The organism is Microbulbifer variabilis ATCC 700307, assembly GCF_000380565.1.
Classification (GTDB): domain Bacteria; phylum Pseudomonadota; class Gammaproteobacteria; order Pseudomonadales; family Cellvibrionaceae; genus Microbulbifer; species Microbulbifer variabilis.
The window spans coordinates 810,369-832,313 of the sequence record NZ_AQYJ01000029.1 but is presented as its reverse complement, the minus strand read 5'-3'; the positions used below and the strand labels follow the sequence as shown (position 1 = coordinate 832,313).

The 21,945-nt window shown below is 46.7% G+C and carries 22 protein-coding genes and 1 pseudogene; 7 read left to right on the top strand and 16 right to left on the bottom strand.

All coding sequences use genetic code 11. The features are described from left to right. Positions 1-404 precede the first annotated feature (404 nt). Positions 405-581: pseudogene (locus tag G367_RS27235) on the bottom strand (hypothetical protein); the annotation flags it as partial. 314 nt (positions 582-895) lie between these two features. Next, the gene (locus G367_RS27230; protein WP_083922861.1) at positions 896-1,000 is read right to left on the bottom strand and encodes a helix-turn-helix domain-containing protein; all 105 of its coding nucleotides are present in this window, start codon (positions 998-1,000) and stop codon (positions 896-898) included. A 297-nt stretch (positions 1,001-1,297) separates the two neighbouring features. Here G367_RS27230 and G367_RS0122455 point away from each other — a divergent pair, with 297 nt between their 5' ends. Further along, positions 1,298-2,509 (top strand): DUF3179 domain-containing (seleno)protein, encoded by a 1,212-nt coding sequence (locus G367_RS0122455; RefSeq protein WP_020415424.1) that lies wholly within the window; start codon positions 1,298-1,300, stop codon positions 2,507-2,509. A 67-nt stretch (positions 2,510-2,576) separates the two neighbouring features. On the opposite strand, the gene G367_RS0122450 is transcribed toward G367_RS0122455, so the two are convergent. Continuing rightward, entirely contained in the window at positions 2,577-3,482 is a 906-nt protein-coding gene (locus G367_RS0122450; RefSeq protein ID WP_020415423.1) for a LysR family transcriptional regulator, read from the bottom strand. 106 nt (positions 3,483-3,588) lie between these two features. Here G367_RS0122450 and G367_RS26345 point away from each other — a divergent pair, with 106 nt between their 5' ends. Next, positions 3,589-3,891 (top strand): hypothetical protein, encoded by a 303-nt coding sequence (locus G367_RS26345; protein ID WP_157533731.1) that lies wholly within the window; start codon positions 3,589-3,591, stop codon positions 3,889-3,891. A 205-nt stretch (positions 3,892-4,096) separates the two neighbouring features. Here the strand turns inward: G367_RS26345 and G367_RS0122445 are convergent, their stop codons facing one another. Beyond that, a complete protein-coding gene (locus tag G367_RS0122445; RefSeq protein ID WP_020415422.1) occupies positions 4,097-5,002 on the bottom strand; it encodes a LysR family transcriptional regulator in 906 nt (301 codons plus the stop codon). 237 nt (positions 5,003-5,239) lie between these two features. Here G367_RS0122445 and G367_RS0122440 point away from each other — a divergent pair, with 237 nt between their 5' ends. After that, complete coding sequence (locus tag G367_RS0122440) at positions 5,240-6,247, top strand: aldo/keto reductase (RefSeq protein WP_020415421.1); 1,008 nt, start codon at positions 5,240-5,242, stop codon at positions 6,245-6,247. Between the two features lie 402 nt (positions 6,248-6,649). On the opposite strand, the gene G367_RS0122430 is transcribed toward G367_RS0122440, so the two are convergent. The 3 genes from G367_RS0122430 to G367_RS0122420 all read right to left on the bottom strand — a co-directional run bounded on the left by G367_RS0122430 (position 6,650) and on the right by G367_RS0122420 (position 11,606). Then, positions 6,650-7,924, bottom strand: coding sequence for a serine hydrolase domain-containing protein (locus G367_RS0122430; RefSeq protein ID WP_020415419.1), 1,275 nt, complete (start codon positions 7,922-7,924; stop codon positions 6,650-6,652). A gap of 296 nt (positions 7,925-8,220) precedes the next feature. Beyond that, positions 8,221-9,654 (bottom strand): aldehyde dehydrogenase family protein, encoded by a 1,434-nt coding sequence (locus tag G367_RS0122425; protein WP_425411212.1) that lies wholly within the window; start codon positions 9,652-9,654, stop codon positions 8,221-8,223. 242 nt (positions 9,655-9,896) lie between these two features. Beyond that, a complete protein-coding gene (locus G367_RS0122420; RefSeq protein ID WP_020415417.1) occupies positions 9,897-11,606 on the bottom strand; it encodes an alkaline phosphatase D family protein in 1,710 nt (569 codons plus the stop codon). A 1,046-nt stretch (positions 11,607-12,652) separates the two neighbouring features. Between G367_RS0122420 and csrA the strand changes: the two genes are divergently transcribed. Then, positions 12,653-12,832, top strand: coding sequence for a carbon storage regulator CsrA (gene csrA / locus G367_RS0122415; RefSeq protein WP_020415416.1), 180 nt, complete (start codon positions 12,653-12,655; stop codon positions 12,830-12,832). A gap of 687 nt (positions 12,833-13,519) precedes the next feature. On the opposite strand, the gene G367_RS26340 is transcribed toward csrA, so the two are convergent. Continuing rightward, positions 13,520-13,738: a hypothetical protein gene (locus tag G367_RS26340; protein WP_157533729.1), complete on the bottom strand. Its 219-nt coding sequence runs from the start codon at positions 13,736-13,738 to the stop codon at positions 13,520-13,522. 866 nt (positions 13,739-14,604) lie between these two features. On the opposite strand from G367_RS26340, the gene G367_RS26335 reads away from it, so the two are divergent. Further along, the gene (locus G367_RS26335; RefSeq protein WP_157533727.1) at positions 14,605-14,775 is read left to right on the top strand and encodes a hypothetical protein; all 171 of its coding nucleotides are present in this window, start codon (positions 14,605-14,607) and stop codon (positions 14,773-14,775) included. A gap of 36 nt (positions 14,776-14,811) precedes the next feature. On the opposite strand, the gene G367_RS0122395 is transcribed toward G367_RS26335, so the two are convergent. The 4 genes from G367_RS0122395 to G367_RS0122380 are packed head-to-tail and all read right to left on the bottom strand — an operon-like array spanning position 14,812 to position 16,318. Further along, positions 14,812-15,282, bottom strand: a complete 471-nt coding sequence (locus G367_RS0122395) for a hypothetical protein (protein ID WP_020415413.1) — start codon at positions 15,280-15,282, stop codon at positions 14,812-14,814. Positions 15,283-15,312: 30 nt separating this feature from the next. After that, positions 15,313-15,768, bottom strand: coding sequence for a hypothetical protein (locus G367_RS0122390; RefSeq protein ID WP_020415412.1), 456 nt, complete (start codon positions 15,766-15,768; stop codon positions 15,313-15,315). Positions 15,769-15,812: 44 nt separating this feature from the next. Continuing rightward, positions 15,813-16,109, bottom strand: coding sequence for a hypothetical protein (locus G367_RS26330; RefSeq protein WP_157533725.1), 297 nt, complete (start codon positions 16,107-16,109; stop codon positions 15,813-15,815). Continuing rightward, complete coding sequence (locus G367_RS0122380; protein WP_020415410.1) at positions 16,028-16,318, bottom strand: hypothetical protein; 291 nt, start codon at positions 16,316-16,318, stop codon at positions 16,028-16,030. Before G367_RS0122380 ends, G367_RS26330 begins: the two co-directional genes overlap by 82 nt. Between G367_RS0122380 and G367_RS26325 the strand changes: the two genes are divergently transcribed. After that, positions 16,312-16,644, top strand: a complete 333-nt coding sequence (locus G367_RS26325) for a hypothetical protein (protein WP_157533723.1) — start codon at positions 16,312-16,314, stop codon at positions 16,642-16,644. The two genes, G367_RS0122380 and G367_RS26325, sit on opposite strands and share 7 nt — an antisense overlap. A 40-nt stretch (positions 16,645-16,684) precedes the next feature. Here G367_RS26325 and xerC read toward each other — a convergent pair whose 3' ends face one another. From xerC to G367_RS26690, 3 genes are read right to left on the bottom strand one after another with little or no spacing between them, the layout of a single operon-like run. After that, on the bottom strand, positions 16,685-17,707 hold the full coding sequence (gene xerC / locus G367_RS0122370) for a site-specific tyrosine recombinase XerC (RefSeq protein ID WP_020415408.1): 1,023 nt from the start codon (positions 17,705-17,707) through the stop codon (positions 16,685-16,687). A gap of 5 nt (positions 17,708-17,712) precedes the next feature. Beyond that, positions 17,713-19,986 carry a toprim domain-containing protein gene (locus G367_RS24700; protein WP_020415407.1) on the bottom strand — a complete coding sequence of 758 codons (2,274 nt, stop codon included), beginning with the start codon at positions 19,984-19,986 and terminating at the stop codon, positions 17,713-17,715. Then, the gene (locus tag G367_RS26690) at positions 19,983-20,750 is read right to left on the bottom strand and encodes a CHC2 zinc finger domain-containing protein (RefSeq protein WP_211214971.1); all 768 of its coding nucleotides are present in this window, start codon (positions 20,748-20,750) and stop codon (positions 19,983-19,985) included. The genes G367_RS24700 and G367_RS26690 overlap by 4 nt, the downstream gene beginning before the upstream one ends. A 123-nt stretch (positions 20,751-20,873) precedes the next feature. On the opposite strand from G367_RS26690, the gene G367_RS0122360 reads away from it, so the two are divergent. Next, positions 20,874-21,272 carry a helix-turn-helix domain-containing protein gene (locus tag G367_RS0122360; RefSeq protein ID WP_020415406.1) on the top strand — a complete coding sequence of 133 codons (399 nt, stop codon included), beginning with the start codon at positions 20,874-20,876 and terminating at the stop codon, positions 21,270-21,272. A gap of 368 nt (positions 21,273-21,640) precedes the next feature. On the opposite strand, the gene G367_RS0122355 is transcribed toward G367_RS0122360, so the two are convergent. Then, the gene (locus tag G367_RS0122355; protein ID WP_157533722.1) at positions 21,641-21,940 is read right to left on the bottom strand and encodes a hypothetical protein; all 300 of its coding nucleotides are present in this window, start codon (positions 21,938-21,940) and stop codon (positions 21,641-21,643) included. Between the last annotated feature and the right edge of the window lie 5 nt (positions 21,941-21,945).

The window sequence follows — 21,945 nt, the reverse complement described above, 5'->3', positions numbered from 1 at the left end:
CATTGATACAACTAATTATTTGCCTGACGTAAAAATTATTGTCTCGGTTGAAATGCCATAATGAAATATGTTTGAGAGCAATATAGCTCACCGTTCCCCCAAGGTGCTGCTGTAGCTACTGAATTGATGTAATTTATAATGTCTTTATATCGGGATCGCAGATAAAAGGGAGCCTGATGCCAATAACCTATATTCCGCACGATTACCCTATTGTAGTGGTCAAGTAAATTTGGCCACCGCCTTTTGAGCATCTCGAAATTTTTCTTCTGCCACATTTGACAGCAAGCTGCAATTGTGTAGATCTGGTCGTACCTGGCTGTAATAACTGATAATGTAATCGTTGATAGGCTATTTTGCTTCGGGGAAATTCTGGCAGCCAATCTTCGGTCCCCAGCCAGCAGTTGTCACGATGGCTCAGGCTCAGAGTTATACGGTACCTGAACCCCACGGCTGGTATATTGACAGCCTTGATCTGAGTGAAACATTACTTCTTCTGATTCTCCTCGTGATTCATAGGCCATCGTTAGCGCTTTCTTTACCAGCTCCGTATCCGGAGCCAGTGGCAATGCCCAGCCAGCCGGCTTTCGTGAGCAAAGCCAAAACTACCGCCAGGTAGGCCCAGCAGGTTCCTGTGCGGGTACCATATATATACCCCAAGTGGGTTCGTTTTCTGAATATCAAAATCTCGGTCCGGTAGGTTTAAGATATCAGCATGTGGCCGTTCCGCTTTTTTGTATACGTTTGAGGGTGGCTGAACGCTTTCCAGACCCAGTAACTTCATCCAGCGACTTGCAGGTTAGCCGCTTTGTGGAGTTCCGCCTTAGTTTCTATCTTCGCAGTAGAGCCGGCCCCGCTAAGCCGTTACTAACTGTAATGGTCTAACCCTGCAGGCGTGTTACTGGCGGAGTTTTCTAACCCAAGACCTTATAGTAGACTTGCTGACACCCACGGCCTCACATGCGGCCTTCAGTGTGAAACCCTGGTCAACTGCGAGCTGCACTACTTACAGCTTGAACTCTGGGTTAAATATACTTTTTGAGCCGGTCATTTATTCATCTGATCTTCGTTGGATGTGATAATATCACTCAAAGTCAGGTGGCCAAATTCACTGTTCTACCGCATGTTTAAGTTGCTAATGGTTGTGGTACTGTGGAAACACAAGTACCCTCAAAGGCCTGGGCTTAAAGCCTGCCCCTCTACTACCCTAGTGGCGCAGGAGTTGTATGAGAGGAATGACCTTGATTGGCGACGAGGCCCATTGCCAAGTTTTCAGATGACTTATCCGGGAACTTTGTCCATGAGTTTTCTTATTCAGTGTACCCACTGGTTTTCATTACTGGGTTGCCTTTATTTAAGCCTACGCCTGTTTCGCGACCTCGCAGATCTTAGCCAGTGGATTGTGCAAACTCCTCGTAAAGCGACAATGTGGACCTTCTATCGGAGGCACAAGATTGCTACTGCCGCAGGGATATTATGGTTGGTATCAGCACTGACGCTATGGTTTTCTGGCGCTGGCTCTGTTGTCATTTTCTGGATCATCAGTGCCCTGTCTGCTTTCGCCTTCTACTCTGGGTATATCAACCCCTCTATTATGATGCGCGCGCAACAACATAATGCGCGCTATTTTTCCATAGCTGAGGCCCAAGAGAGCCTATCCCCGGATACCAGCCTGATAGTAATTGACGCTAACGGCGAAGCTAGAGGTCACCCTGATGATCACATTCTTCGGCCACATGTGGCCGGTACAAAGGAAGGGCTAGCTGGTGAAAATGTGGTAATGACCTATTGTGGCCTGACCAATATGGGAATTGCCTACACACCCGAAATTGATGGGGAAGCCCTGGATTTAGGTGTTATGACCCAGATCGAGAATAACTTGGTGATGTGGGATAAAAAGACCGGGCAGCCAATTCAGCAGTTTTGGGGCACCCGTGAAGATGCAGGCCCTAAAGGGCCGAGGATGCCCGAATGGCCCAGCTATCGGATGCCGTTGTGGGCTTTTGAGAAAGCGTTTCCCAATGGGAAAATATTTCTGAACCCGATACCAAATTTTACCGACAACCCATTTTTAGCCATCTTCGATCGCCTGATGCATATGATCTTCACTCACGCAATCTCAGATCAAGCTAAAAAAGAGGAACCTGCGTTCCCTACCATTAAGAAATTTGATAATAGGTTGCCGAATAAAACTAAAATTTACGGTGTTAATATCGGCGAAGACTATGTAGCTTATACAAAAGATTTCATTAAGGATCATGGTGGACTATTAAACGTAGAAATCGGTGGCCGGGATATTGTTATCGTTTACCATTCAGACCTCGATAGCGTTGGTGCATATTATAATGACATTGGTAGCCAGATCTCTAATGTACAGTTCGGCGGAGAGAGTAACGTGGGGAAGTTAGAACGCGTTGAAACGATGAAATCTGAAGCTTACTGGGTTGTCTGGCAAAATTTCTTCCCTGAAACAGATGTAAATCGCATACCCACTCAAAAAGCCAGCTCCTGATAACAGTTAAACAAGAAGCGATATCCTCAAGCAACATCGGTCTAACATACTACCAGGCTTACTATTTTTAACACATGGTTACATCTGACTCCTGCAGTTTGGATTCCACAAAACTCAAAAAAATATCAATTTTCTTAGAACCCTTACGTTTCACTTTGTACAGGGCTCCTACCGTTTTATCTTTTCTTTCCAGTTCAGGGAGTAACTCTATTAATCTGCCTCTTTGAATATCTTTCTTACAGAAATAAGAGGGTAAAATAGCTATACCATTACCATTCAATGCCGCAGAGCGGGTATGGTAAGTTTCATTCGAAATTAAGTTGCCTTTGAATTGGTAATATTTCCCATCAATCAACCATCCATCCTCAAGGCCATTTAGCCTCGTCAGCAACATGTTATGTTGACTGAGTTCGCCTATTGAATACGGGCACCCATTTTTCGCTAAATATTCGGGTGATGCCACGAATACAGGATATATATTGAGTAGTGGCAGAGAAAAAAACTGACTATCTGGTAATGATTCAGATACGCGAAAGGCTATATCAATATCATCCTCAATCATATCCATGAGAAAGGGAGTAAAAATTAACTCGAGACTAAAGTCAGGGTACTCTTTTTGGAAATCATTGCAGATCTTGCTAAACACAGTTTTCCCTATGGTTTCAGGGAAAGTAATGCGTAACTTACCACGATCAAGACTACCAATCTCAGCGACCTGATCTTCCAGGTCAGTAAATGCACTGAGTATCTTCTGGCCGCTCTGGTATACAAGCCTGCCTGCTTCTGTAAGAGAAAGTGCTCTGGTAGTTCGGTTCAACAACACCTGGCCCAACACTTTCTCTAACTGTACCAATGTCTTGCTCACAGTTGGCGCTGATAATCCCAAGTGGCTAGCAGCTTTACTTAGGGAGCCATGATCCACTACGGCACAAAAGACACTAATCAAGTGGTACTTATCATATTCCCGCCGCACCGACTGTTTCCTTAAAGCTAATTATTACTTTCTGCTGATGATCTTTATCGAAACCTGCCAAATAGTAAACTCTAAACCCATACCAATCCACTCCGGAGATAAATCGATGAACAACTTAACTTGTCACTGTGGGGCCATCCATTACAAACTTTTCAATAGCTCAATCTCTCCAAAGACAGGTCGTGGAATAAGCTTTGTTGAGGCTTCAAATCCAGCAATGATTGAAGATCCATCAAAGCGGCTCACTACTTACTCTTTTGAGTCTGGGCCAGTAAAAGAATATGTTTTTTGTAATCAATGTGGTGCAGCTATTTATCAAATAGACAATAGAGGACTGGTTCAACACGCCATACATAGTCATCAAAATCACCTAGCAGACTATAATGGAATTCTGAATTTTGGCTTTTAATGAGCCATGCCAATGGCTCAATCTTCAAACCAATCTTTATCGTACAAAAAATAGTCGCCAGCGGTAACGTAGCAATATGTCACTCTAACAAGCAACCACCAATAGCAGAAGTCTAATTACTGTTAACAACTATAGATAATACCCGGTGCACTATGTATTTTGGGAATCCGTGGATTATTTGAGTGTTAAGTAAGGATGTCTGCGGTTAAACCTTATCAAATGGTTGCTTACCCAGTTCTTCAACAATATGGTTGATAAAACTGGTAATTCGTAATGAAAGCGCGGTGTTACGGTAATAAACTGCATTAATGGATTGTTTGACTTCTAAGGTTTGATCTGAGAATAGCTGCACCAATCGCCCAGCATGACGATCCCTCTGAGTCATAAAATCAGATAAGCAAACGATCCCTGCACCTGAGAGGGCTAAGTGCCGTAAAGTTTCCCCACTAGATGAAGCCATCGTTGGCTTAATCTGCAGTTTATCTCCGCTTCGTTCATAAAGCGGCCATTTGTTTAGGGATTCAGGCTTTGTGAAACCAAGTAATACGTGTTGGCCAAGTTCTTCTGCACTCTCTGGAGTACCATGCTGTTGTAAATAGCCAGGGCTAGCAAGTATTCGGACTTTGCTAGTCCCTATTGGGCGGGCATGTAATGTTGAGTCCTGAAGTTTCCCAATACGAAATGCCACATCAGTTCGCTTCTCTATCAAATCAGTTATTCCCTCATTACTGTTTAGCTCCAGCTCTATCTGGGGAAATTTAGCACGGAAGCTATTTATCAATGGTGCTATTACATGCAGCATAAATGGTGTGGCAGCGTCTATACGCAGAAGACCTGAGGGTTGCTTTTGACGAGCCGCCATTTGCTCCTCAGCCTCCTCCACTGAGATGAGAATATCCCATGCATATTTAAGGAAAGCCTGCCCTTCTTCAGTGAGTTTCAAACGCCGTGTAGTGCGCTGAAGCAATGTCGCTTCCAGTTTACTCTCCAAGCGGGCGAGTGCACGGCTTACCCCAGATACAGTCTGCTCTAGCCTTTCGGCAGCCGAAGTGATCGAAGCCGTATCTACCACAGTGGTAAATACCTGTAATTCTTGAAGGGTGATCTTCATTGTTGACTCCAAATCAATAGTCTATTGCTTATAGACGGCTTTTTCATCAAAAGCAACTAGAGCAGACTAGCCCCTCAAGCCACTGCCGTTGACTGCTGTCGCACAAGTGCTAGTAATCAGAAGCGCTTTACAGATTGCATGGTTAAGCGGAGTAGCAGGTTAGTCTGGGACTCTTAACAGGCTGGCCAATTAGTCAAAACCTTCAAAATTTATGAATTTGATCGATGGGAGTTCAAAGTGAAATTGAGAAATCTTTTACCCAGTAAACTCGGTTTTGGTACTGCACCTCTTGGCAATATGTTTCGCCAGATTCCGGATTCTGAGGCTTTGGCAACTGTAGAGACAGCCTGGGATTGCGGCATCAGATACTTTGACAATGCCCCTTTCTATGGGGCCGGACTCGCCGAGATTCGCATGGGTGAGGCGCTATCTGGATTCCCACGCGAAGACTATGTAATCAGCACCAAAGTTGGCCGCTTGATATTGGATGAAGTTGAAGATAGTGGCGGCAGAGAACTTGGAGATAAGCGTGATATTTTCAAGTATGGCCGCCCCAATAAGATAGTTAATGACTATTCATACGATGCAACAATGCGCTCGATAGAAGATAGCCTCAAGCGCTTAAAAACCGATCATATTGAGATTGCATGGGTTCACGATGTAGCCCAGGATTTCTATGGTGACGAATGGCTTGGCATATTTGAAAGCGCGAGAAAAGGTGCTTTCAGGGCTCTTGATAAACTGCGTGATGAAGGCGTACTTCAAGCCTGGGGCCTGGGAGTAAACCGAGTGGAGCCGATTGAGATACTTCTTGATCTTGAGGAACCTCGCCCCGATGGCTTCTTACTAGCTGGCCGCTACAGCCTGTTGGATCATTCTCGAGCTCTTCAGAGAGTTATACCCCAGGTTATAGAACGCGACCTCAGTATCGTGGCCGGAGGTCCTTATAGTTCAGGAGCCTTGGTTGGGGGACCAAATTTTGAGTACGCGCCAGCACCAAAGCACATAGTTCAGAAAGTTTCTAAAATCAAAGCAATTGGTGATAGGTATGGAGTCAGCACTAAGGCTATTGGATTGCAGTTTGTTCTGGCTAATCCGGCTATAGCTGCAGTTATACCAGGTGCGAGTAAACCTAGCAGGATCAAAGAGGATGTTGAGGCTCTCGAAACCAATATTCCAGAGACACTATGGCAAGAACTACGTCAAGAAAAACTTGTCGATGAATCTGCTCCTCTACCAACTTGAGAATAAGGATTAGCATAAATAGCTAAGCGAGAAGAGGCGCGTGTGGCAACTGATAGGATGACTCATCTTATAGCCTGACTGCATCTCGTATCACTATGTTGGATTAATTCAGACTTGAGCTGGCGGACCATCACATGAAAAATGATAACTGTCAGATCAAGTCTGAAGCACTAAAACCAAACCAACACAAACACCACATAATGTAACAATTACAATCTCAGTTTGATTTACACTGATAACTTTATATTTAAATTAATATTAAGCAGTCCAGTTGAAGTACTGATTTTAACCTGACCTATTCTTAAAAAAATAGAGTTAGATATACTCTCAACGAGCCCTGTCAGTCTTTCCAAGATTATTATCAATTGAAGCGTGAAGAATTGTTCATACATGAATCTTGTGCTAAGAATCATTTTGTTTTCCTAGCTGATTAATAAGGAATTTAGCACGTTCCACTGTTTCAACTAATTTTGGGGGTACAGCATTGTCTTCCCAGTCCTGCATAAAGACCACAGACATTCCACTATTGAGATCACTAAACCCATACTGCCCATAGGAACCCGCAGTGTAGATGACATTGTATTCTGGTAAATACCAGGCTTGAGAACCATATGCCACAGGCGTTCCCAGTGCATTAGCAAGCGACTTGCCACTTTCTGATTTTCCAAGAAGGTCTTTGTCAAGATTCTTTACAGAATCATAGAAACTCTTTGGAGCCTTGCCCTGGGCGATCCACTGATGAAAAAGTGCATAGTCGCGCAGGGTGGTACTGATACCATAGGAAGGACTAGCAGTTCCATCAACCGTTAAGGCAATGGAGCCAGAACTATTTGCTCCAAAGTCATTAAAGAGATCCGAAAGAAGCTTGTTGAATGGGTGCCCTGAAACTTCCTCTGCTAGTATGGCCAGTAAATCGGTATTTTTATCATTGTAAGTATATACCTCACCCGGTTTATTCTGGACCTTAGCGTTCCTGATAGCATTACGATGTCCCGTTGGTTTGCCTGGCTTTAGTCCTTGTTCGATCTCAAATAAGAAGGCTTCACCTCCGGGCACATGATAATCCGTAGCGGGCAGCAGGCCGGAGGTCATATCAAGTACTTCTTGGACTTTGGCTTTGCCAATTTTTGAACCGGCAAAATCAGGTAGATAGCTTTCAATCGACTGATTAGGGTCGATCTTACCTTCATCAATCAGCTTTGAAATAATGACCCCTGCGTAAGTTTTAGAAGAAGACTGCAAAAGCTGAGTTTGATTGTGATCTAGCCCATTATCATAAAACTCTCCAATAATTTGATTATCCTTCATAATCAGGAAACCTTTGGTTTGCGTCGCAGTTAGAGACTCAACGAAAGGCCATCCCTTACGAATATCCAAACTTATATTAAAGGGCTCTTTAACGACTTCCAGCTTGGCGGGTTTTTCTGCCTCCATGATATGTACTGTACCGAAAATACCATACTCATCCCAATGCATGGACGTATATCTATAGTAAGGCCAACTTTGCATATTATTCTGATTGATTTCAGAAAGATCGAATGGACGATAAAAATCATTGAGTGTTACCTCGGTTTTGGCAAATGAGGGAGAAACATAACCGACTACCAAGATCAGGGCTGCACTCCAGGCTATAAAATATATTCCACTGCGCCTTCTTGATTTTAGGTTTTTTGGCATAGAGATATTTCCAATTTTGTTTAAGTAAATACAGTTTCGAGAACTACAGCTACTGCAATTACTGTGAATTTCCTATATGTTTCTTCAAATACAATAAAACTGTTCTGTATAGGGTGCAGACCAAAGAAATAATCAAATCGATCAAAGAGTCTTTTAGTCATGAAGAGAAAAACGCACTCAAAAGCAACGTATTTATCGAAGCACAAAGGCACTCAGGGAATGTTTTTAAAACGAGAAACCCAGTTATATACAATCTTCAAAATTCAGAATCGCAAAGTTAATAGGTTTGAGCCCTCTTAAGGCGTTCGCACCACCATCAAGCGCTCTTCTGTCATATCGGCGATTGCCCAACGTACACCTTCACGGCCGAGGCCTGAGTCCTTTACCCCGCCATAAGGCATGTTGTCCACACGCCAGCTGGGCACATCACCAATAACAACGCCCCCTACTTCCAAGGTATCCCAGGCCTTCTGTGCTCGATATAAGTCTTTGGTGAAGATCCCCGCCTGCAAACCAAAGGCACTATCGTTGACTCGTTCAAGGACCTCATCGAAATCATCAAAGGGCTCCAGTACTGCTACAGGGCCAAAGGCTTCCTGTTGGACTATTGAGCATTCGTGAGGCACACCTTCCAATAGAGTTGGATCGAGCATGGCGCCATCACGGCTACCGCCACACAGAAGTGTGGCTCCGTCATTAATTGCTTCTTCAACCCATCCGTGCAGTCTCTTTGCCTCCCCCTCGGAGATCATCGGACCAATAAAAGTCCCTTCGTCTTTCGGATCCCCCTTCTTAAGCTTTTGCGTCTTCTCCACTAAGCGCTGTTTCAGCTCTTCATACAGGCTTTTATGCCCATAGATACGCTGTACGCCAATACAACTCTGCCCAGATTGATAGAAGGCACCAAAGATCAGACGCTGCAAAGCGTCATCTAAGTCTGTATTTTCATCGATAACACAAGCGGCATTGCCACCCAGTTCCAATACCACCTTCTTACGCCCTGCCCTGGCCTTTAGGTCCCAGCCCACAGCGGGCGAACCTGTAAAACTGAGCAGCTTGAAGCGGTCATCCACGGTAAAGAGGTCTGCACCTTCCCGGTGGCAGGGCAGCACAGAAAAAGCCCCTTTGGGCAGGTCGGTCTCGGCCAGGATTTCTGCGATTATCAGTGCGCCTATCGGTGTTCGGCTCGCCGGTTTCAATACAAAGGGGCAACCCGAGGCAATGGCCGGTGCCACCTTATGGGCCGCCAGATTGAGTGGGAAGTTAAAAGGAGAGATAAAGGAGCACGCGCCCACCGGTACACGTTTGACAAAACCACGGTAGCCCCTGGTGTTCTTGGAAATCTCCAGATTGATAATCTCACCATTGATGCGCACAGATTCTTCGGCGGCAACCCGAAAAGTGTCGATCAAGCGCGTAACTTCTCCGCGGGAGTCATGAATTGGCTTGCCAGCCTCAATGCACAATGACTCCGCCAGTTCCTCGAAACGCTCATGAAAGCGCTGAACACAGTGATTAAGTACCTCCTGGCGGCGATAGGGAGCTAGCTTTGCCATAGGCTTCTCAGCTAGAAGCGCCCAATCGATCGCACTGTCTATAGTTCTCGCATCCGCCATAGCTACACGGGTTGCCACCTCACCTGAATACTTATCGGTGACCTCTAGATCCTCATTGGCGAATACGGCTTCATTAGCTAGATAGTAAGGGTATGCCTTTTGCAGCACGATCATTTCCTTTTAAGCGGTGGCTTTGGATTGGCAGGCATTCTGAGTGCCGGCGATAAGCTTCCCGAGTGTATAGGTTACGGCCGACCATTAATCAACCAAGATATGCTTATCAGTGAGATAGCAAGTTAAGGTTAGAAGCGACAAAAGAAAGGCAATTGCAGGGGGACTAATGAGAAGTAAATATCAATGAATCACCACTCTTCTAAAGAGTGGTGATTCTGGAAAGAAGCTTTAGAGAGAAAGAGTTACTTTTCAGTCAACCACATTCCCACAGGCTCATAATTGAACTCTTTGTAAATTTTCTTTGTGGCAGCCGGGTTGTCAGACTTTTTATCAATGTCATAAACAGTCCAGTTCAGCTCACTGTGGTTGAACTCAATCACCGCATAGCCATAGATGTTACTGACGAAGTCCTTGATATGTGGGTTGTTTAGCTGCACTCCACCGTTTAGCAAGGAGGTAAACACACTACCTACATCAATGCCCTTCTCCACCGTATCGTTCATGTTTGGCGAGGAGATGGAGGGAGTCATCAACTCAACACCCACTAGGTTATCGTAATTCCAGTTATTAATATTATTGAAGTTCACTTTCAGATAAGACGTAATACTGGAATGCAGATCGCCAGTCAGCACAACAAAGTTATCGATGCTGCTGTCTTTGATGCTGGAGAGAATTTTCTCGCGCTCCCACTGATACCCATCCCAGGCATCGTAATTGGCAAACACCAGGGGACGACCCAATGCAGTACCGGCAAGTTGCGCCAGCAAGGTCTGGTTGCCCCAAACTTTCCAGCGTGCAGATGAATTCACTATGCCATCAATAAGCCAATCGCGCTGTGTCTTGCCAAGCATGGTTTGGGATTCATTTTCATAGTCGGTGCACCAGTAGTTTTCCCAGGCGGTGCCATCTTTACAAGGCTCCTTGGTTCGGTAAGTACGGCTGTCGGTCATATAGAGATCGACCAGATCACCAAACTGGAAAGAGCGGTAAATCTGCAGGTAATCAAAAGCGTGGCTGGCTGCCTCATTCACTTTTACCCGCGCAGGCACATACTCAATCCAGGCCTGTTGGGCATCGCGGCGAAGTTGGCGCAACTGATCCGGGTTATTATTCCCGGTTTGGTATGGGTGAGATGGTACGCCCAGGGTATCGCGGTCGTAGTCCCAGTAGGCATTATCCGCAGTTTCGTGATCATCCCAGGTGATGATGAACGAGTGCATTTCCATTGCGCGCTGCAGGTTCTTGTCTTTACGGTATTCCTTATAGATATGGCGGTAATCTTCCAGGTTCATCGCCACTGATCCACCGGAAGGCAAGGCTAAGGAGTGAACAATAGAATCTTCGAAGCCTTCATACTCCGCATACTCATAGATAAAGTCACCCAGGTGCAACACGCAGTGGACATCCTCATCCGCCAGGTGGCTGTAGGCGTTGTAATAACCGGTGGTGTAATCCTGGCAGGTCACCACTGCCATCTTGATACTTTCCAGGCTGCCAGTTGGCAACGTGTGGCAACGACCAGTACGGCTGCAAAGGTTGCCGTACTTAAAGCGGTAGTAGTATCTCTGGTTGGGTGATAAGTAACCTTCCAGGTCAATATTCACCGTGTAATCACGATCGGCGGTGATGTCATCGGCACTGACCTCAGCACTTAGAATCGGCTGGGTAAAGCCTTCATCTAATGCCACATCAATATAGAGAGTTTGGCCAGATATGTACGCTGCCGGATTGATATGAGTCCAAAGTACAACACCAGTTTGGCTAGGATCTCCAGAGGCAACGGATAGATCAAAGACAAGGCCGTCATTATCAATTTCAGAGTTGAATGGGCTACTACCGAGATTAAAACGCGCATAGGTTTCACTGCTGCTGGCAGCCAAAGAACGAACGGTAAACGGTGTTAACAGTGCAAGCCCCATAGCTTGGACAAACGTACGACGAGAGACAGTCATAAACCCCACTTCCTGTTAGTTATGAGTTGCAAAATGTGAAAGGGGGCGGATTCTATAGAAGAACGTACCAACAAAGAAGATTTGACGGCCTATAAAGTCCGGGCAAACGGATTATTGAAGATAAAAATAATAAAATGACAGTAATGTCAATTTGTTTGCCTTAATTGAAAATCGCTTACAGATACTAAACCTCTGAAACAGTCACTAACATTAGTTATGCGGTAACGACAGGTATTCCCAGAAAGGAAACAAGTACTTTAATCCGTGGAGAAAACAAATAGTTTTCTTAAAAAACACCAGGAAAATCGATCAATATTATTAGATTTGAGTTACTTCCTTGAAGAGTATGCTCATAAATTTTAAGCGTGTTATCACTCAGAAGGCCGTATCTCCAAAGCCAATCAAATGCTTTCTATCGACATAAGGAAACAGTTTCAAGCCGCTGTATTACTGATGTTTTCTCTATTGAGCTCAAGCCTGGGAGCTAGAAAAAAGAGTCAATTTAGCCCGCAATTTTTAGAGGGAAATAAAATTAACTCTAAACGACAGCGCAACAAATATAGGCGCGGAAATTATCTTATTGGATTTTATTAAGATTGTTTTAATGTCAAAGCTCCGTAGAATTGGTAGAGATTTATCGGTATTTGGGTCGCAATTAAGTTGAGCTGTATAAGTCAACACTCAAGAGATCCAAGAGTTTTTTAAAAGCCCAATCCCTCAAAGGAGAATGGTAGCGTGACATAAGAGTAAGTAAAAGGCGCTGACCCAAGGTGCGGACACACCAGGGGCCAGCTAACCAAATTGATAACCAAACTATCAAAATGGCTCAATGGATAATACGCTAGAAACCCGCTCGTCTTCAATAAAGTCGAGTAGATTCAGCAGCTTGGAGTGTGTCCTCAAGCTCTGGGAGCGTTGCGCCCGCCTTTTCTTCTTCTACGCCTACCGTTCTCGTGCACCTCCTCTCATTTCCTTCAGACGTTACTTCCCAATCTTTCCCACCGCAGAAAGACCACCCCTTGTTTAAGTATCAATAGGAAATGAGCATGTTGATTTTAAAGCGCCGCACTGGAGAAAACTTAAGGATTGGAACGAATGTCTCGGTCACAGTCTTGGAAGTTAAGGGGAATCAAGTAAAGATAGGAATAAACGCCCCAAAATCCCTGCCTGTTCATCGTGAAGAGATTTATAGGCGCATTAAAAAGGGACAGGAGACGGACTACTGAATATGCCAAAAGGGTAGCCCTTTCAGCTGGGTCACCATTTGGAGTTAGTCGATTGGAGTGGTCGACACTTTGACCCCAGGAAGCGAGGGTGTATTGCCGAAAACACACCTCCTATCCTCGAACGGCTGGGTATTTCACCCAAACACTGACTCTATCTCAACCGAAATTTTGAAAGCCGCTTTAAAGGCTTGGTGAGATCAGTGGAAGCAGTACTACAAGCCTGTACCCGGCTTAATAAATGCTGGGTACACGGCATCGGCGATTGCCGGCGTTTCCTTTCTGCCACGCCCTGCTGATTCTGCCCCCCTTCCTAGCTACCTGCATTCCTCTTGGTTTTTACCTCAAACCCCAATTTTCAATTCCAAAACCTAATTCTTGCCCCTTTCATTACGTCTTAGTATCAATCTAAGAAGAAATAGCCGCCAAGGTGGCATCTGCGCCTCAGCTAGCACCTTCCCCCTCAATTTATGGGTTTTCTGAATTTAATTTATGAGAGTCCTGAATTTACCATCTCCAAAACCATTTTAATCTTCCCTTCTCCATCTCTTAATAAATAAACCTAACGCATATAGCCAATAGAGAATCAAGACAATTAACGGTATCCAGCCAAGTCCTCCCAAATCGCGCTTAAAGAAGTAAGCGGAATAAATTATCAACCCTCAAAAACTCGTTAAGAAAAGTCCATTTTTAAATAAATCCCGAATAAAACAAAACATAGCTTTGCTCACCAAAAGGCTGGCCCTCCCTCCTGATGAGAAATAACCACCCGCTCGCTATTTTTACCGTAACAGAAATACTAACATTGGCCGTCCCACTTTCAGAATGAAAAGCATTAACCGCATCTGCGGTCACGATTGTAGTTATCGTGTCGCCTATTTGGGGAACATAAGAAATTTTAGCATCCAAAAAAATCTCCTTAAAGCTATCTATAGTTATCCTGAATTTACCAGCTTTGTTGAGCTAGAAAAAAAAATCGCCAAGGCAGTAGGTAATAGTACCGAAAAAGCCACATACTTTACAAAAACCTTGTTTTTATCACCTAACTCAACAGAGGCCGCCCTTAAACTCTCTTGGATATCATTTCTTAAAAAACGTATACACACAAAGTTAAACAGCATTACAGTAAACACTATCACTATTGCAGGAGCAGTCCAACTCGAATATATACTAGCTACGTTTATTTCAAATAACATAGACATGAGCGCTGGTATACACGAAATATTTAGACTCAATAAAAATGACATAAAGCAAATAGCGTTTACTTTATTATGCTCATCGTGTGGACTCTTTTTAGCGATTGATATATAGCACGCCAAAAATAAATCGATGTATATTTTCTTTAAAAAAATCATGGAAACCTAACAGTTACCGGAGGTTGAGCACATTGCATCAGTTAGAGGCTTACTTAAAGACTCAATACCGACTATTGTATCAAAAATAAAGTAACTAGCACCGCCAATCCACCCTGGAGGACTACCCATAAACGCAATAGTTCCAATAGCTGTATCAGCAAAAGCTTTCCCTACTCCAGGAATATCGCCACTGATACCCACATTGACATCACCCCGAGGCCAGTCGTACCTTAACTTTCCATTTTCCCTAGCGCAATCAACGAGTTAACAACCATTTTTCCCGGCGCCATTAGCTCTTCAACATTTTTTTGCCCTGACGCGGGTTTTACCTTAGCCGGATGTTTTTCCTGAGGCAACGGCCCCTTCTGTTTAGGCGCACCAGCGCCTGACCGCCGACAGGCGGCTAAAGCCGAGGGGCGCTTGCCCCTCTTCAAGCTACTGGAGACTTTTGATGATCAAGACAAGGACACGGTGATTCGGGTGATTCGGGTGATTCGGGTGATTCGGGTGATTCGGGTGATTCGGGTGATTCGGGTGATTGATGCGATTATCGCTCTCAGCGTCAGGGGGAACATGCTATGCGGCCATTAGAGCGCTAACCATTAACAGCTAGCGCCCACTACTGGGTTAGCCACGATATTTACTTGATAATTCCATGCCACTTTTGTGAGGATTGAGAATAACCCAAAACAGAGCTTTAACAATGCCGCCTTTAGCAATAAATGGAATTTTGCATTTTCGACCGTTCACAGTGGTTTCAACAAATGAAAAGCAAAGCCCAAAGTACACAAAGTCATCGAAGAAACGAACCGAACTACTTGGGAAGGAATTCCCATTAATAATAAAGACATCTTTATTCAGGTCAAGATAAATAGACCTTGAAAAAACAAGAAAATAATAATAGGGCAAAAAAATAGCAACTAGAATCATCAATGGAATCATGAAATATGTGGGCGATGAAAAGTCCCGAATAAAAGCTTCTTTATTAACCACAATAGATAACGCAAAATCTTTGAAAATAAAGACAAAGACCAAAAAAGATACTATTGCAACAAAAGATAAAACTCCGAGAGATGCACAAAAATAGTGCAACTTCACATGGTTTCTTTTATCAATTCTAATCATTGTTCACCATGAAAGAAATTCGACCGTCTCAACCTCACCATAATGGACACCCCCTCCAACGCCTGCATCTAGCGAAAATGTCATGTTCGACAAGGTTTGTAAAAAGCTACCATTTGGATTAGTAGTGTTTATTTCCGGGATCTTAAAGGTTCCCGACCCTTTAAACCCTACATTCACCTGATAACCTTTGCCAAAAAAGTTATGAGCATTAGCATTCCCTATTTCAAGTCCTGCTCCTAAATCAACCCCACCCAAATCCCCTCTACTTACCGTATAAAAGATTGAAGTCTTATCTGAAAAACCATCCCCATCTAGATCACTAAATGCAATACCTAGATCAAACACAAAGTTGGTTTCCGGAATAATAGGTATCTGGCCGAAAAATAATGAAAAGCCCGGTTGAACTAAGTCAATTGTGAAATTCGCAAATGATGTTCTATTCCTCCTAATAGAATTCATCAATCCCTTTTGCGCAAAGACATCACCCCGAGGCCAGTCGTACCTTAACTTTCCATTTTCCCTAGCGCAATCAGCGAGTTAACAACCATTTTTCTCGGCGCCGCCGGCTCTTCACCCTTTTTTTGCCCCGACGCGGGTTTTACCTTAGCCGGATGTTTTTCCAGAGGCAACGGTCCCTTCTGTTTGGCGCAGGCGCGCCAGCGCCTGGCCGCCGACAGGCGGCTAACGCCGAGGGGCGTTTGCCCCTCCTGGTGGCTGGCTAGAACGGTGGTGCCGCTTCTTCGATGGCTTCGATCAGGTGCCGGCATTCCTGTTGCAGCAGCTTCACGTAGTACTGCCATTCGGTATCAAGCCGCTCCCAGGCTTCGATAACACTCCAGCCTTGCGGCAAGTATTCCATACGCTCCAGCACGAACGCAGCGGCGATCTGTTCGCCGGTGCTGGCTCCGGTGGTGCCGGTTTTGAGCAGACTGTTGGCGGTGTTAAGGATTTTGTCGAGCGGATACGACAGTTGGTTTATTTGTTCTTGGATCTCTTTTTGCGATGGCATGGCTTAGACAGCGGCCGCTAAGGGAAGATGGTGGCTGGCGGCTTGCTTGCGCTTTTTCTGCAAGCGGGGTGACAGACGGGAGCTTGCCTTTGCAGCCACCTTTTTTCCTGTGCAGTGCGCAAGCGCTGCCCGGAGCCACGTTGTTTGTGGCGGAGGTGGAACGGACGCTGGATATTTTCCGCTGGCAGGGGGCGAGCCTGGCGCTTTGGCTTGCTGCCGTTTTTCGCAAGCCATGTGACAGGCGGTTGAGTGCCTTGGTGTCGGGTCTTGGTTTGTACCACAGGCCACGTATCTTGCCCCAAGCCCTTCCCTGCTTTCGTCCGTAAAAATTTCTACGTAGAAACTGTTTTCGTAAAGCCTACCACGCTATTCGTCATCGGCTTCGCACTCGCTTTCCAGTGCGTCCAACAATGCAGCCCTTTCGTTTTCTATTGGCAGGCAGTCGGCTCGCTGCTTTTTTTGCGCTCGCTTGGCCGGGTGAGTTACTGCGTAAATCTGTTTCAGTTTAACGATCGAGACATGGGTATATATCTCGGTGGTTTGCAGGTGTGCGTGGCCAAGCATTTGCTGGATAAAACGGATGTCGGCGCCGTTGTCCAGCATCAGGGTGGCGACGGTGTGGCGGAACAGGTGGCAGGAGCCGGTTTTGCCGATGTCGGCTTGCTTGATGTACTTGCTCACCAGGCGGCTGAGGCGGTCGGGGGTTAACGGAAGTCCGTTTGCTTCGATAAAGATTTGCTGGCTGTCCGGTTCCACCACAAAGCCGGGGCGGATGTCTTCGAGGTAGTGTTGCAGCCATTCGATGGCCCTTTCGCCAATCTGGACGAAGCGGTCTTTTTTGCCTTTGCCCTGCCGCACAGCCAGTACACCCTGGCTGGCATTGAGGTCGGCTTTTTGCAGGTTGACGCATTCCATACGGCGGATGCCGGTGCTGTAGAGCACTTCCAGGATAGTTCTGTCTCTGAGCCCTTCCGGGGTTGTGGTGTTTGGTTGGGCGAGGATGGTTTCGGCTTCTTCGGCGCTTAAGGTGGCCTTGGGTAGGCGCCGTTCCATCTTCGGCAGCTCCAGTTCACTGGCGGGGTTGTAGAGTAAATAATTTTGCCGGGTGGCCCATTTAAAGAAGCCGCGGATGGGGATCAGCCGGGCGGCTTGGTTTCTGGCGCTGTAAGGTTTGCCGCTGCGGTCTCTGGAGTGGTGCAGGTGGCGGCGGTAGCGCTCCAGGATTGGTTTGGTCACTTCGTTAGCGCGGCTGATGCCCCGCTCTTCGCACCAGTTGGCGAACTGATCCAGTGCGGTGATTTGCTGGCCCACAGTGCGCGGGGAGTAGTGCATCACTTGCAGGTGTTCCAGATACAGGCGGCTAAGGAAGCGGAGGCTTTTATTGTCCATTACGATCAGGCGAGTACGACAGATTCAGAAGTATTTTTTTCAGTGAGAGAAGTGCTTTTTGGGTTTTTCGGGCCACTTCTTCGTAAAGCCTTGTCAGCATTGGGCTGTGGCGTTTTTTCGCTACCTGACTGCCCCCTGACTAGGCCCTGACTGCACCCTGACTGATTTTCCTTTTGCTCTGACCAAGTTTCTTTTTGCCCTGACCGATTGCTGTCATAGGTAAGTTTTTCTACATCGATCAAGCCCATTAAGTGCAGCTCTGTTCCGTTACCATCGAACAACAGCTCGTAGTCATAACGCCCGCCGCGACCTTGATGCACCAACAGGTAGTCCATTTCCACCAACCTGGCGACGTGGACCTTTAAGGCGGTATCACTCCATTGCACATACTCCCGAACATCCCGGCGGCTAAAGCGATAGTCCTTTTGTTCCAGGCTTTGCTGTTTACACGCTTTGGTGACCATCTGTTGGATCAGCTTCAACAGCTTGCGCGTTTGTGGCGGTAATTCGTCGAGGGTGCGGCCCAGCATTTCATGGGCCAGCCGGTTGGCGATCTCGATATCACCGAGTTGCACTTCCAGGTATTCAATGGTCTTGCCATTGCTGTTCACCGTTTTCACTTCACGCTGGTACTGATGCAACAGGGCAATACTGTCGATCAGGGTCAGGTATTTTTCGTGGTCTCTGCGGGTGCGGGTTTTGTCGTCGAGGAAGGTGAGTTGATCGGCGTAGGGATTGATCACGGCCAGGGGTTTGAGTAGCCGTTGAGCGTTGCGGTGTAGTTTTACCAGGTATTCTTTTTCCAGGCTGGCGGTGAGGCCGGCCAGGGTGCGGCGCTGGCGTTGGGCGGCGTGGATTAACTGGGTTTGTTCCCTCGATTCGTTCACCGTGAGTACCACACAGCGGTTTAACAGCTCTTCGTCGATATCGATGGCGGTGGTGGTTAAGAACAACATCACCGGGCCTTCCACTTTGTATTCACGGGTTACCAGGTTGCCGGTGCTGTCGTCTTTGCCGGTGCTGGCGATGGTGATCTGCCCTTCGCTCTGCAACAGTTTTAGGGCGTAGCTGGCCTGGCTTGCGCCTTCCTCTTCGGCAATGGCGAGGATTTTATGTTTGAGGTTGGTTTCCCCCATATAGAACAGGCTTTGCCCGGTCATGGCGGAGTACTGTACCCGCTCTTCCTCCGGCACCAGGTTTAATACGGCTTCCATCAATGAGCTTTTGCCGGCGGCGCTGGTGCTTTGGATCATTACCGCCAGGGGCCGGGTTAGTTTGCGGCTGCCGGCGGCGAGGTAACCCACCAGTTTGTTGGTTTCTTCTCCCACCACGCCACAGCGTTCGAAGTCGGACAGGATGCGCTGCAACAGGTCGGGATCACGCAGCAGTTCCAGGGCTTGCTGCTGTTCTTGATCGCTTAAGCGGTTCGGTTGTTCTGCTTCCGCCTTGTCACCGTCCAGCTGTTGTTCCTGTAGCTGTTCCAGTTTGAGCAACACCTTGCCCAGGTCTTTTTTGAGGGTGTTTTCTTCCTGCGTCAGTTCCAGCGCGGCCAGCTTGATAAACTGCTGCCGGTGCTTGGCGTTGTACAGGTCGAAGGTATCCACGTGCAGGCCGTTGTCACAGCTGGCCAGTAGATTTACCTTGAGTACTTCGTAACTTTTGTTTTTTTCCAGGCCGCGGATGCGGTAACGGCGGGGTCCGAAGTTCAGGGTAATTTCCTGCTCGGTCACTTCGGCGGCGATATCATTTTGCGGGGATTCGGGGACGGCCTCCGCTGGTGGTGCTGATGTTAGTGCTGGTAATGCTGATGCTTGCGGCTCCATGGATTGGGCGGCTAAAGCAGGATTGATACTGTCTTTGTTTTCAGCTGCAACGCTATCCGCTTCGACAGCAACCGGTTGGCCGGTTTGCGATTCGATCTCCAACTGTCGCTCCGGTGCTTTGCCATTGCCCAGCCAGACGGCTTTTCTGATCACTATTCCTAAACTTTTTTGCGCAGGCGTTACCTGTAAAGCGTATTCGTTAACATCCATGCCCTTGGGTAATTCGATACGGAAGCCATCGATGCCGGCCTCACTCAAGCGTTTGGCCAGTTGTTCTGCGGCTTTGTTGCCGGCTTCATCCCGGTCATAGGCAATCAATACCCGCTCAACACCGCAGTGTTTAAAGTGCTGCAAATGGTCATCGGTAAAACCGGAGGTGCCATAACTGGCGGTGACATTGCGGTAGCCATTGACCCAGAAGGTCATGGCATCGATCAGCGCTTCACACAGAATCACTTCCCGCTGGCCCTCCAGCCCTTCGCTTTTCCAGACCCCGCGGGCAGGTACAGGTGTTTGGGGGTCCCTTTGCGCAGATCATCGCGGATCTTGCGGCCATAGATTTCCACCAGATCGCCGTCACGATTGAAGATCGGTACTACCACCGAACCGTTAAAGTGCTCGTGGCCAGAGGCCCGCAGTAAACCGACAGCCTGTAACTTGCCTCTAATTTCTTTACCGGCTTTATAGGCTTTTTCCGGCAAGCGGTAACCCAGGGTGCGGTTGGCAAAGCCCAGCTTAAAACGCTCGATCAATTCCCTATCGCCCAACCCTCGGTTTTCCAGATAAGTCAACGCTTCCGGGCTTTGTTTCAGTGTTGCATGGTAATAATCCATGACCTGCGCCAACGCCATTTGGTGATCGGCATCCGCGTTCAGGGGCATATCCAGTTTGATGGTGGTGTTTTGCTTCACCGTCCTGGTGCCGGTTTCGGTAATCAGGCCCAGGTCCTTTTGCAATAACTCGCAGGCAAAGCGGAAGCTCACACCCCGGGTTTTCATCACCCAGTCGATCACGCTGCCGGCGGCACCGCAGCCGAAGCAGTTAAACAGGTTGGATTTGGGGCTGATAATCAGGCTCGGGGTTTTTTCCTCATGGAACGGGCAAGAGACCACATAGTCCTTCCCCTGCCTCTCGGACTGGTAGCCCTGACTCTCGACCAGACGCAATAGGGAGATCTCAGACTTGATCCGCTCGATCTCCTGGCCTGCGATGCGCGCCATGGCTCTCCCCCTGCAAATCCCTGTCAAGGGTCCGTTTGATTCGTTTTGCGGGATGTCATATATTCGTTTTTCGGCAGTCAAGAGATTCGCTTTACGAACCCACCCGTACACTAGGAGGCCTCTATGGTTTATGAGCTTATGCAAGTCATGCAGGATCAGGACATCAGGCAAGCCTTCGGGAAACGACTCAAGGAACTGCGCAAACAGAAGGGTTGGCCCCAGAAGGAACTGGCCAGCAAGCTGGATATCCGCTACTCCCACCTCAACAAGTACGAGAGCGGCATGCATGCGCCGCCGCTCGAGAAGTTGATCCAGCTAGCGGATATTTTCGAGGTATCATTGGACTATCTGGTGATGGGCCAGCCGATGGAGGAAAGCCCCATCCGCAATGAAGTGCTATTTAAGCGCTTCAAGCTGCTGGAGACTTTTGATGATCAAGACAAGGACACGGTGATTCGGGTGATTGATGCGATTATCGCTCAGCGTCAGGTCGAACATGCTATGCGGCCGCTGGAGCGCTAACTACTGATAGTTAGCGCTCTACTTTTCTTACTGCATAGGTGATTAAGGTTGGCTCTGACCACAATCATGAACCGCCGCAACCTTCTTCACTCGTGAGCATTAAGAGACAGCAGAATGAAACAAGCTCTCTTTATCTTAATTCTAGCCTTAGCTAGCTACATTCCCGCCGTCCGCTTAATCAGAGAGTACAAAAAAAGAAGATGCCCCCTCTGCGGGGGCCGATTAGCGCTCTCTAGAATTAGTGATCCTACAGGGAAAAACTTATCAAAAAGAATCACCCTCTCACTATATCAGGGACCTAAAAAGGTCAGCGAGCAATGGAGCTGCACAAAATGTAATCACAACCAGCAAATAAAATATTGGTCAAACTAGGCATTACGGTTATTTTTGGGCAAAAAATACTTGAAGAAATAAATAAGCGAAGCCACCCAGGAGAAGAATATCAAACAAAAACCCCAAACAAATTTATGCTTTATCTCTGTATTGTCAAAAAAGTCAGCAAGAATTAAAAACCAAAAAGAAAACGCACCTAAAATCCCAGCAACCAATAGAAGTTGATCAAACAACATCAAATTAGAGAACTGAAAAGACACATACCCAGAAAAGGAAAATCTTAATAGCGTAAAAACAAACAACGCCAATGAAACAATTGCAAAATTCTTTTTCATTACAA

What these genes read in the sequence shown, in the direction of transcription:
- G367_RS0122455 (WP_020415424.1), top strand. Translation starts at nt 1,298, where the DNA reads ATGAGTTTTCTTATTCAGTGTACCCACTGGTTTTCATTACTGGGTTGC.
- G367_RS26345 (WP_157533731.1), top strand. Translation starts at nt 3,589, where the DNA reads ATGAACAACTTAACTTGTCACTGTGGGGCCATCCATTACAAACTTTTC.
- G367_RS0122445 (WP_020415422.1), bottom strand. Translation starts at nt 5,002, where the DNA reads ATGAAGATCACCCTTCAAGAATTACAGGTATTTACCACTGTGGTAGAT.
- G367_RS0122430 (WP_020415419.1), bottom strand. Translation starts at nt 7,924, where the DNA reads ATGCCAAAAAACCTAAAATCAAGAAGGCGCAGTGGAATATATTTTATA.
- G367_RS0122425 (WP_425411212.1), bottom strand. Translation starts at nt 9,654, where the DNA reads ATGATCGTGCTGCAAAAGGCATACCCTTACTATCTAGCTAATGAAGCC.
- G367_RS0122420 (WP_020415417.1), bottom strand. Translation starts at nt 11,606, where the DNA reads ATGACTGTCTCTCGTCGTACGTTTGTCCAAGCTATGGGGCTTGCACTG.
- csrA (WP_020415416.1), top strand. Translation starts at nt 12,653, where the DNA reads ATGTTGATTTTAAAGCGCCGCACTGGAGAAAACTTAAGGATTGGAACG.
- G367_RS0122390 (WP_020415412.1), bottom strand. Translation starts at nt 15,768, where the DNA reads ATGAATTCTATTAGGAGGAATAGAACATCATTTGCGAATTTCACAATT.
- G367_RS26330 (WP_157533725.1), bottom strand. Translation starts at nt 16,109, where the DNA reads ATGGCAGTACTACGTGAAGCTGCTGCAACAGGAATGCCGGCACCTGAT.
- G367_RS26325 (WP_157533723.1), top strand. Translation starts at nt 16,312, where the DNA reads ATGGCATGGCTTAGACAGCGGCCGCTAAGGGAAGATGGTGGCTGGCGG.
- G367_RS0122380 (WP_020415410.1), bottom strand. Translation starts at nt 16,318, where the DNA reads ATGCCATCGCAAAAAGAGATCCAAGAACAAATAAACCAACTGTCGTAT.
- xerC (WP_020415408.1), bottom strand. Translation starts at nt 17,707, where the DNA reads ATGGACAATAAAAGCCTCCGCTTCCTTAGCCGCCTGTATCTGGAACAC.
- G367_RS26690 (WP_211214971.1), bottom strand. Translation starts at nt 20,750, where the DNA reads ATGGCGCGCATCGCAGGCCAGGAGATCGAGCGGATCAAGTCTGAGATC.
- G367_RS0122360 (WP_020415406.1), top strand. Translation starts at nt 20,874, where the DNA reads ATGGTTTATGAGCTTATGCAAGTCATGCAGGATCAGGACATCAGGCAA.
- G367_RS0122355 (WP_157533722.1), bottom strand. Translation starts at nt 21,940, where the DNA reads ATGAAAAAGAATTTTGCAATTGTTTCATTGGCGTTGTTTGTTTTTACG.